The sequence below is a fragment of the Boseongicola sp. genome (assembly GCF_057460485.1).
The window spans coordinates 1-9,514 of record NZ_JBVCWP010000150.1; the positions used below are offsets into that span (position 1 = coordinate 1).

The 9,514-nt window shown below is 55.7% G+C and carries 9 protein-coding genes and 2 pseudogenes; 7 read left to right on the top strand and 4 right to left on the bottom strand.

Annotated features, from left to right (window positions below; genetic code table 11):
* The 3 genes and pseudogenes from AC221Y_RS15375 to AC221Y_RS15385 all read left to right on the top strand — a co-directional run.
* Nucleotides 1-201: pseudogene (locus tag AC221Y_RS15375) on the top strand (organoarsenical effux MFS transporter ArsJ); the annotation flags it as partial.
* On the top strand, nt 146-751 hold the full coding sequence (locus tag AC221Y_RS15380) for an MFS transporter (RefSeq protein WP_486707671.1): 606 nt from the start codon (nt 146-148) through the stop codon (nt 749-751). The pseudogene AC221Y_RS15375 and the gene AC221Y_RS15380, both read left to right, overlap by 56 nt.
* 64 nt (nt 752-815) lie before the next feature.
* The gene (locus AC221Y_RS15385; protein WP_299753846.1) at nt 816-1,043 is read left to right on the top strand and encodes a hypothetical protein; all 228 of its coding nucleotides are present in this window, start codon (nt 816-818) and stop codon (nt 1,041-1,043) included.
* Here AC221Y_RS15385 and AC221Y_RS15390 read toward each other — a convergent pair.
* Nucleotides 1,040-1,678: pseudogene (locus AC221Y_RS15390) on the bottom strand (helix-turn-helix domain-containing protein). The gene AC221Y_RS15385 and the pseudogene AC221Y_RS15390 overlap by 4 nt on opposite strands.
* Nucleotides 1,679-1,776: 98 nt before the next feature.
* On the opposite strand from AC221Y_RS15390, the gene AC221Y_RS15395 reads away from it, so the two are divergent.
* Both AC221Y_RS15395 and AC221Y_RS15400 read left to right on the top strand, forming a co-directional pair.
* Nucleotides 1,777-2,421 carry a DsbA family oxidoreductase gene (locus tag AC221Y_RS15395; RefSeq protein ID WP_299753847.1) on the top strand — a complete coding sequence of 215 codons (645 nt, stop codon included), beginning with the start codon at nt 1,777-1,779 and terminating at the stop codon, nt 2,419-2,421.
* A gap of 42 nt (nt 2,422-2,463) precedes the next feature.
* On the top strand, nt 2,464-3,195 hold the full coding sequence (locus AC221Y_RS15400; protein ID WP_486707672.1) for an MFS transporter: 732 nt from the start codon (nt 2,464-2,466) through the stop codon (nt 3,193-3,195).
* A gap of 173 nt (nt 3,196-3,368) precedes the next feature.
* Here AC221Y_RS15400 and mfd read toward each other — a convergent pair whose 3' ends face one another.
* Nucleotides 3,369-6,827, bottom strand: a complete 3,459-nt coding sequence (mfd, locus tag AC221Y_RS15405) for a transcription-repair coupling factor (RefSeq protein ID WP_299753849.1) — start codon at nt 6,825-6,827, stop codon at nt 3,369-3,371.
* Between the two features lie 46 nt (nt 6,828-6,873).
* On the bottom strand, nt 6,874-7,404 hold the full coding sequence (locus AC221Y_RS15410) for a component of SufBCD complex (protein WP_299753850.1): 531 nt from the start codon (nt 7,402-7,404) through the stop codon (nt 6,874-6,876).
* Between the two features lie 116 nt (nt 7,405-7,520).
* Here AC221Y_RS15410 and hemB point away from each other — a divergent pair, with 116 nt between their 5' ends.
* On the top strand, nt 7,521-8,516 hold the full coding sequence (gene hemB / locus AC221Y_RS15415) for a porphobilinogen synthase (RefSeq protein ID WP_486707673.1): 996 nt from the start codon (nt 7,521-7,523) through the stop codon (nt 8,514-8,516).
* Nucleotides 8,517-8,659: 143 nt separating this feature from the next.
* Nucleotides 8,660-9,220 carry a lipid-binding SYLF domain-containing protein gene (locus AC221Y_RS15420; RefSeq protein ID WP_299753852.1) on the top strand — a complete coding sequence of 187 codons (561 nt, stop codon included), beginning with the start codon at nt 8,660-8,662 and terminating at the stop codon, nt 9,218-9,220.
* Nucleotides 9,221-9,280: 60 nt separating this feature from the next.
* Here the strand turns inward: AC221Y_RS15420 and AC221Y_RS15425 are convergent.
* Nucleotides 9,281-9,514, bottom strand: a 234-nt coding sequence (locus AC221Y_RS15425) for an NAD-binding protein (protein WP_486707674.1), incomplete at its 5' end; no start/stop codon positions are given.

Here is a 9,514-nt window from a genome sequence, read left to right on the forward strand (position 1 = left end):
AAAGGCTTTGGGTTTCTTCTGGGCGCCAGCCTTCTTGCGATCTTCGGTTTTACGACATCGCTTTTGTCTGTGGCAGTCGCTCTGGTAGCAACACTCGCCGCGCCGTTTTACTTCATGCCACCGGGCCTGCCGGGCGGCATGAAAGGTGTCAAATTCAGCTCTGTTTCTCAAAGAACCCACAGATCAATCGACTGTCTCTAGCTGTCACATCCCGATCTTCTTCTATTCCGTGCTGTCGGACGGCACAGACGACAGAAGCCGTCAGGCATTCTTCCTCATCGGCAGCTTCATGGCGCTTTGGATCATCGCTTACGGAGTGATCCAGGCGCTTGCGCCGAAGCTCCTTAAACAACGGACGCAGACTCTCGAAGCAACAGTAGCAACGGCGTCGCTTTGGATCGGCTTGCTATCCTTGATCCCCGCTACCCTCGCCCTTGCGCCATGGTTTGATCCAACGGGTCTCGTTGCCATCATCGTTGTGGGGCTTCTTGTCTTCGGCTTTGTGTTTGCTTTGAATTCTGGTGTGCATTCTTATCTGATCCTTGCCTTCACCAGCGACAAGCGCGTCACGTTGGATATAGACTTTTACTACATGGCCAATGCCTCTGGACGACTTCTGGGGACAGTTATGTCAGGGGCCAGCTATCAGATTGGATGGTTGCCGGCCTGTCTTGCATCTGCCGCAGCACTGGCTATAGCCGCGTGGCTGGCCACACAGTCCCTTGTAACGGCCCAGAAATCCCTCCCGTAAGCCGCGTTAGTTAGTCCTAGGGTTTTGCCCCCTAGGCTCGACGAACAACGAAACAGGAGGCCACATGCCAACCACAGCACATCACACATCATCCACAGACGATCTGGAAAACCGTTCAATGGTCCTTCCCAACGCAGACCCGCAGATTGTTCCTGCGCTTTCGGCGCAAACAACGGCCCTAAAGCGCTATCTTGCGCAAATTCACGAATTGACCCTGGACGAGACAAGCGAAGCTATCGAGGCATTCTTTGATTTCACCATGTCGAACGAACCCCACTCTAAGGTCGCTTAACCTGCGTTTCCGATCGCGGTGACCCACAACATCATGGCGTCCTTCTGGCTGGTCGAAACCACGTTATGTCCCATCGCCGCGTTGTAATAAGCGCTGTCGCCACGTCGCATCTCGGTTGGTTCATCAAATTCGGTATAAAGCCGGATTGTTCCGGTTAGCACAAAAAGGAACTCCACACGGTCGTGGCGCACCCAGCCATCAAATTCCTCCATTAAACGGGCATGGAGACGCGCACGATACGGAAGCCTCGCCTTTTTGGTCAGCGCTCCTGCCAGCATTTCGTGTTTATAGCTGACGGTCGCGTGTCCCTGCCGCTCGCCCGACTTGGTGACCGCGATGCGTCCCATAACCTGATCACGCTCGGGCGGTGTGAAAAGCTGGGGTATCGAAACCTCAAATCCCACCGCTAGTTTCTTCTGGACATCATAGATCGCAGATATCTGGCTGTCTTAAATCTTCGACAACGCCGAACGCGCAACGCCCGCCTGCCTTGCCGCCTGCTCAAGTGCCCAACCGCGTGAAGTGTGCAAATCGCGCAGACCCTGCCCAAGATCCAAGGGCATGGAATCTGCACTTGGATCAGTGCCTGAACTACGTGCAAGCGCTAGAATAACAGGGATATCGTTGTTCAACACGCACCAAATATAGCGCCCTCAGGCACACCTTGGAATCGCAACTCCCACCCGCAAAAAAGCTTGCACGCAACGCACGAGGCTGCGAAAGACTGCGCGTTATGATAAAGCTCGACATCCTTTCCGATCCGATTTGCCCCTGGTGTTACATCGGTAAAGCCCATCTTGACCGCGCGCTTTCTGCCCGGCCAGATCATCGCTTTTCGATCGAATGGCATCCATTCCAGCTGAACCCTGATATGCCAGAAGGCGGCATGGATCGGCGCGAATACCTTGAGACAAAATTCGGCGGTCGCGCCCAAGCCGTGCAGGTCTATGGCCAGATAGAAGACGCCGCCATTGCCGCGGGCCTGAAGATTAATTTCAGTGGGATAAAACGCACGCCCAACACGATTGATGCTCATAGATTGATCCATTGGGCAGGACTTGAAGGGCGTCAAACCGCCGCTGTCTCGCGCTTGTTCAAGGCCTACTTTGAAGAGGGTCAAGACATCGGAGACCACGGCATACTCGTTGAAATCGCGGACGGCATCGGGCTCGACAAGGCCCTGACCGAACGCCTTCTCTCCTCCGAAGCTGACCTTGAAGACGTGCGCACCCGAGATGCCCATGCGCGCGCGCGTGGGGTGACCGGTGTCCCGACGTTTGTGATCGCCAATCAGCACGTTTTGCCCGGCTCGCAACAATCGGAGCTTTGGCTACAGGTCATTGACGAGCTGACCGAACAAGTGAATTCCGCCGAGTAAAATTTAGCAAAAACAGCGACAACACCAATCTCGCGCTGCGAATTGGCGGCCCTTTCGGCAATGCTTGCAGCAACTGTTGCGTTCTCCATCGACGCCATGCTGCAGGTCCCACGGGAAATTGCCGCCTCGCTTTCGCAAGGCTCGCCCAATCAAGTACAACTGGGCATCGCGACATTCGTGGTGGGAATGGGGTGTGGAACTCTCTTCGCAGGTCCACTCAGTGACACGTTCGGACGCCACAAAATTGCGATCGGGAGCTCCGTTCTCTTTATTCTGGGCGCTCTCCTCAGCGCGCGTGCCCCGCGCCTTGAAACGATTCTGGTCGCCCGGACCTTGCAAGGTGTCGGAGCCGCAGGCCCCCGCGTGGTTGCACTTGCCATCACCCGCGACCTGTTTTCAGGCCGGCAAATGGCAGAGGTCGTCTGCTTCCTGATGATTGTATTTTCCTTGGTCCCCGTAATCACACCAACCATGGGCGCTGCGATCTCCTGGGCCTTCGGGTGGAGAACTATTTACCTCACTTTTGTGATCTTTTCACTCATCTCGATTTTCTGGCTTATCTTGCGGCAACCAGAAACACTGCTACCCAAAGCCCGGCGTCCGTTTAGCGCGAAGGAAATCTGGTGCGGTATCAAAGAGGTTTTCGCAAACCGTGAGGTTGTCCTCGCGATTGGGGCGCAAACCCTCATCTACGCGATGCTCTTTAATGCTTTGAAGTCCACGCAACAGATTTTCGATCAAAACTTCGATCAAGACGCAAACTTTCCACCTTGATTCGGTCTGTGTGCCGCCATCTCCGCCACTGCAAGCATGCTGAATGCGACCATCGTTGTTCGGATCGGAATGCAGATGGTGTTGGCTTGGTCGCTTGCCATTCAGGTTCTTATTTAGTCAGCCGCATCAACAATACCAAGCTTTCGGACGAACCCCGACACGGCGGCATCGCGCTACTTTGCCTTGGCCGCCCGCAATTTTGCGGCAAGGTCTTGCGCGATGGAAAACGCGCCTTTGATCTTGTCGCCTGATTTTGCCCAATCCCGGCGCACGATGATCTTGTTGTCTTTGACTTTCGCCTGTCCGCGCTGATCCTTGATGAAATCCACCAACCCCGCAGGATCCGCAAACTTGTCACGATGGAACTGGATCGTGGCCCCCTTCGGCCCCGTATCCAAACGCGCAATTCCTGCCTTTTTACACTCTGCCTTGATCCGCACGACCAGCAGCAAGGTGTTGACCTCTTTCGGCAATTTCCCAAATCGATCAATAAGTTCAGCGGCAAAGCCTTCCAATTCAACCTTTGTCTGAAGGCCCGAAAGGCGTCGGTAAAGCCCAAGTCGCACATCCAAATCCGGCACATAGGCTTCGGGGATCAGAACTGGCACGCCCAGATTGATCTGCGGCGCCCATTGGTCGTCTGTGTCGCTCAGGCCTTCCAATTTACCGGCTTTGATCTTGGCAATCGCCTCTTCCAGCATGGACTGGTAAAGCTCGTAACCCACCTCACGCACGTGTCCCGATTGCTCCTCGCCCAGAAGGTTGCCTGCCCCGCGAATATCCAGATCCTGACTGGCAAGCGTGAACCCTGCTCCCAGGCTGTCCAGCGAGCCCAGAACTCGCAACCGCTTCTCGGCCTGAACCGTCAGTCGCTGGCGTGTCTTCGTTGTCAGATAGGCATAGGCCCGCGTCTTCGAGCGGCCAACACGGCCACGGATTTGATAAAGTTGTGCCAGTCCGAACATATCCGCGCGATGCACGATCATCGTGTTCGCTGTCGGAATATCCAGGCCAGATTCCACGATCGTCGTGGCCAAAAGAACGTCGTACTTGCCGTCGTAAAAAGCGTTCATTCGGTCATCCAGCTGGCCCGCGGCCATCTGTCCGTGCGCCACGACATAAGACACCTCGGGGACTTGGGTCTTCAACCAATCCTCTATCTCAGGCAGGTCAGAAATCCGCGGCACCACAAAGAACGACTGCCCCCCACGATAATGCTCGCGCAGCAAAGCCTCGCGAATAGTGATTGTATCGAATTCACTCACATAGGTGCGGATCGCAAGCCGGTCGACCGGCGGCGTCCCGATAATCGACAAATCTCGCACTCCGGCCAGCGAAAGCTGAAGCGTCCGGGGGATCGGAGTGGCTGTAAGGGTCAACACATGAATATCCGAGCGCATTTGCTTCAACCTCTCTTTATGGCTGACACCGAAATGCTGCTCCTCATCAATAATGAGCAACCCAAGGTTTTGGAATCGAATACTTTTCGCCAGAACAGCATGCGTGCCAATAACGATATCAACCGTTCCACGCGACAGGCCGTCGCGCGTCTCATTGGCGCGCTTGATCGGCACGAAGCGCGACAACTGGCGCACTTCAATTGGAAAACCACGGAACCGCTCTTTAAAGCCCTTGGCGTGCTGGCGTGCAAGCAAGGTTGTGGGGGCGATGATCGCAACCTGAACACCTGACATTGCGGCCGCAAAAGCCGCACGCATCGCAACTTCCGTTTTGCCAAATCCAACGTCTCCACAGATCAGCCGATCCATCGGCCTGCCGCTCGCAAGATCATCCATCGCGTCGTGAATGGCTTTCAGCTGATCATCCGTCTCCTGATAAGGGAACCGTGCCGAAAACGCGTCCCAAATGCCATCGGGGGGCACCAGCACAGGCGCTTTGCGCAACAAACGCTCGGCCGCCACGCGTATCAATTTGTCTGCAACTTCGCGAATACGCTCTTTCAGTTTGGCTTTTTTCGCCTGCCACGCGCCACCGCCAAGTTTATCGAGAAAACCCTCGTCATTTCCATAGCGGCTTAGAAGTTCAATGTTTTCAACAGGCAGGAAAAGGCGATCACCACCGGCGTACTCTAGGTGAATACACTCGTGCCGGGCGCCCAGTGCGTTGACCACCTCAAGCCCCATGTAGCGGCCGACACCGTGATCGACATGCACGATCAGGTCGCCGGGGCTAAGCGTCTGATGCTCGGTCAGGAAGTTCTCGGCGCGACGCTTTTTCTTCGGGGCTCGCACAAGTCGATCGCCCAAAACGTCCTGCTCGGAGACAACACAAAGCCTGTCACGCTGCTCGAAGCCATGGTCAAGCGCCCAAACCACAAGGAATACACCGCCGTTGCCCTCTGGCACATCGCGCCAGTCCTTGATTAGAACGGACCCCGTGATGTCCTGATCTTCCATCAGACCCTGAAGACGCTCGCGCGCGCCGTCAGAATAGGATGCAATCACGACCTGAGCGGTTTTCCGTTTCTCCTGAATATGTGCTGCCAAAGCCGAGAAAAGGCTTACTGATTCCTGTTGCCGCTCGGGCGCAAAATCACGGCCAATCCGGCCGGCCGCATCCGTAACACCCGGACCAGTTGGCTGCGGTAAGACTGAAAACTGCAAAAGCCGGTGCGTTTTAACAGCATCAGTCCACGCAGCATCGTCCAGATACAATCCACCCGGAGGCGCTGGCTTATAGACGCTGTCGATCCGCCCTTTTGCGGTCATCGCCTCGCGGCGGGTGTCGTATTGATCGTCAATGGCATCCCACCGCGCCAGACGCATCGGTGTGGATTGATCGTCCAAAGCGATTGTTGCGTCGGGTATGTAGTCAAACAGTGTCTCGAGGCGCTCGTGAAAAAATGGCAACCAATGTTCGACGCCTGCGTGCTTTCGCCCGGCACTCACCGCCTCGTAAAGTGGATCGTCCGTCCCTGCTGCGCCGAACTCCAAGCGATAGTTCTGCCGGAACCGCGTGATCGCCGCCTCGTCGAGGATGATCTCGCTGACCGGAGCAAGCTCCACAAAATCGAGCTTTTCAGTCGTGCGCTGCGTGCCCGGATCAAACCGACGCGCTCCGTCCAATACATCGCCGAAGAAATCAAGACGGACAGGCCCTCCATCACCGGGCGGGAAGATGTCGATGATCCCACCACGAATGGCATAGTCGCCGGGTTCTGTGACCGTCGGCGCCTGAACAAACCCCATCCGAACCAAAAACTCCCTCAGCGATGCTTCATTGATCCGGTTGCCGACGGTTGCGCTAAACGCGGCCTCCTTCAAAATCGAGCGGGCCGGGACACGTTGGGTCGCGGCATTTAGCGTCGTCAGAAGCACAAAGCGCTTGGGCATATCGTGAACAAGCGCGGCCAAGGTCGCCATCCGCATCGCCGAGATATCGGCGTTCGGCGACACCCGGTCATACGGCAAACAATCCCATCCGGGGAACATGAAGATCGGAACGTCTGGCGCAAAAAATGCCAGCGCTTCGCGCATGGCAACAAGCCGTTTGTCGTCGCGTGCAACATGGCACACCACACCGCCAGAAGCCTTCTCAAGCTCTGTAAGGATTAGCGTTGCATCAAAACCCTCAGGCGCGCCGCTAACAGTGATATGACGGGGGTCAAACATATTAATGGGACGTACCCTGTGAGGCCGTGCTGTCAACCAGCGACCCCTAGAAACTTAACGTTCCGACGTGCAAGTTTTGGTACATTCCGAACATTGCAGTAATGAAGATTGCCACAACGCCAATCATCTGTGTCGCGAACCGATGGCGCATCAATTGCTGTATCAAAGCACTGCCCTGTACCCCGCTAGTGCGAATTATGCGCGATGTTCGATGCGACAGCGCGCCCAATAGGGCAAGTGGGCCCGCCAACAACAACACCGCCTGAGCGATCTCAACGTTGTAAAACACCGCCATCAATCCAAGCGCCGTAACGGCCGCAGACCCAAATAAAATGGCCCATGTTCCCGACACTTCGGCCACATAAAGAATTCGGTTTACGTTGATCCGCACCAGGTCCTGCAAATCCGTCATCGCCTCGCCTTCATCTTCGCGCCGCGCACGTATGATCATATCAAAAGGAACACCAAGAACCCAATGGCTGACGGAAGACCACAAAACCGCCAACGCAATCCAATACCAAAGATTGGAGAAGGACCGCGTATCGATGACTTCAAAAACAGTGTCGTACCAGTTCACATTCTGCCTCGGAGCTCTTGTTTTGCCGGACACTAGGAAATGCTACGAGGGTTGACCAGTGTTCAACCGCTCGCTACCGCAAAAGGAACCAAAACCGTGCACGAAAGACCGCACTCATGACCATTGCTTCACATCCCGCAACACGGTTTCGCCGGACCAAATCCTCTGATGCCCTTCGCAGACTGGTGCGCCAATCAACGCTTACCGTTGATGATCTGATCTGGCCGGTGTTCGTGCGCGAAGGGGAAGACGACGAAACACCGGTGCCATCCATGCCCGGCGTTGCTCGTCAAACGATCGACCGCGTCGTCCGCTCGGCTGAACAGGCGGCGTCCCTTGGCATTCCCGCGATATGTCTTTTTCCCTACATCGAGACCGAGTTCAAAAACGAGACTTGCGACGAAGCCTGGAATCCCGACAACCTTTCGAACCGTGCCACTCGCGCGATCAAGGCCGCAGTCCCCGAGGTCGCGGTCATGACAGACGTCGCCCTTGATCCCTACAATATCAACGGACACGACGGTCTCGTACGCGACGGGATCATCCTGAACGACGAAAGCGTCGAGGCGCTGGTGAAAATGGCCGTTGCACAGGCAGATGCTGGCGCCGACATTCTCGGCCCCTCTGACATGATGGACGGCCGCATTGGCGCAATGCGTCGCGCGCTTGAGGCTGACGGATACACGGACACGTCCATTCTAAGCTACGCCGCTAAGTATGCCTCCGCATTTTATGGCCCGTTCCGCGATGCGGTCGGTGCCGCGGACCTTCTGGTCGGTGACAAAAAAACCTATCAGATGGACCCTGGAAATTCTGACGAAGCCTTGCGCATGGTCGAGCGAGATCTGAGCGAAGGCGCCGACATGGTAATGATAAAACCCGGCATGCCGTATCTCGATATTTGTCGCCGTGTAAAAGACACCTTCGGCGCGCCAACTTTCGCCTACCAGGTGTCCGGCGAGTACGCGATGATCAAGGCCGCTGCGCAAAACGGCTGGCTTGATGGCGATCGCACGATGCTTGAAAGCCTCATGGCCTTCAAACGAGCAGGTTGCGATGGGATTCTGACGTATTTCGCCATGGACGTCGCGCGCGCTTTTAAGGACCATTAGGCCAGCGAAAAATCGCGTCCAGGCGGACCGTCTACTACTATAGAGGGTGACTCTCGTCCCTGCGTCCCCTATACATTGGGTCGAACGGCCAGATAAGGTCGTCATTTTATTTGGCAAATATCGAGCATGAGAGGGTCTTCCCAATGAAACGTATGTCCCGTCGCGCCCTCTTGGGTGCAGCTGCGGCCACAACACTGGCGCTTGCCGCTTGCGGCAATGGCATTGGCAGCGAGGGTGCCGCAAAACTTGATGCGCGCATTGATTCATCACTGAACTATCTTGACAGTAACTTCCCCGGAACGCGCGACCTTCAGCAAAAATCTGTGGGCATGCTCGTCATGCCGCTGATCACGGAAGCAGGCTTCGGGTTCGGCGCTTCTTACGGGCGTGGTGCGCTACGTGTGAACGGCATCTCTGTTGATTATTACTCGGCGACACAAGCAAGCTTTGGCCTGCAGATTGGCGCGCAGCAATACGCACATGTTCTGTATTTCATGACCGAAGAAGCGCTGGCTGAATTCCGCGCCTCATCAGGTTGGGCGGCTGGCGCCGACGTAGAATATGCGGTGAATGATCGCGGTGCGAATATTTCCGCCGAAACGACGACCGCACTTTCGCCGGTTATCGCTGTTGTCTTCGGACAGGCAGGCTTGCTGGCAGGTGCGTCGGTCGAGGGCACCAAATACTCGCGGATCATACCATAAAAAGCGCCGACTATCAGATGGTTGAGGGACACACCTCAACCATCTCCGCTCTTGTGTAAATCACATTGCCTGAAGACGTTTAAACAAGCTCGATGTATCCCAGCGACCGCCGCCCATTTTTTGGACGTCTTTGTAGAACTGATCTACCAAAGCCGTGACCGGCAGGCTTGCTTCAATCTCGTTGGCCGATTGCAGGCAAATCCCCAAATCCTTGCGCATCCAGTCGACCGCAAACCCATGCTCGAAATGATCATTAAGCATCGTCTCGTAACGATTTGCCATTTGCCAGGATCC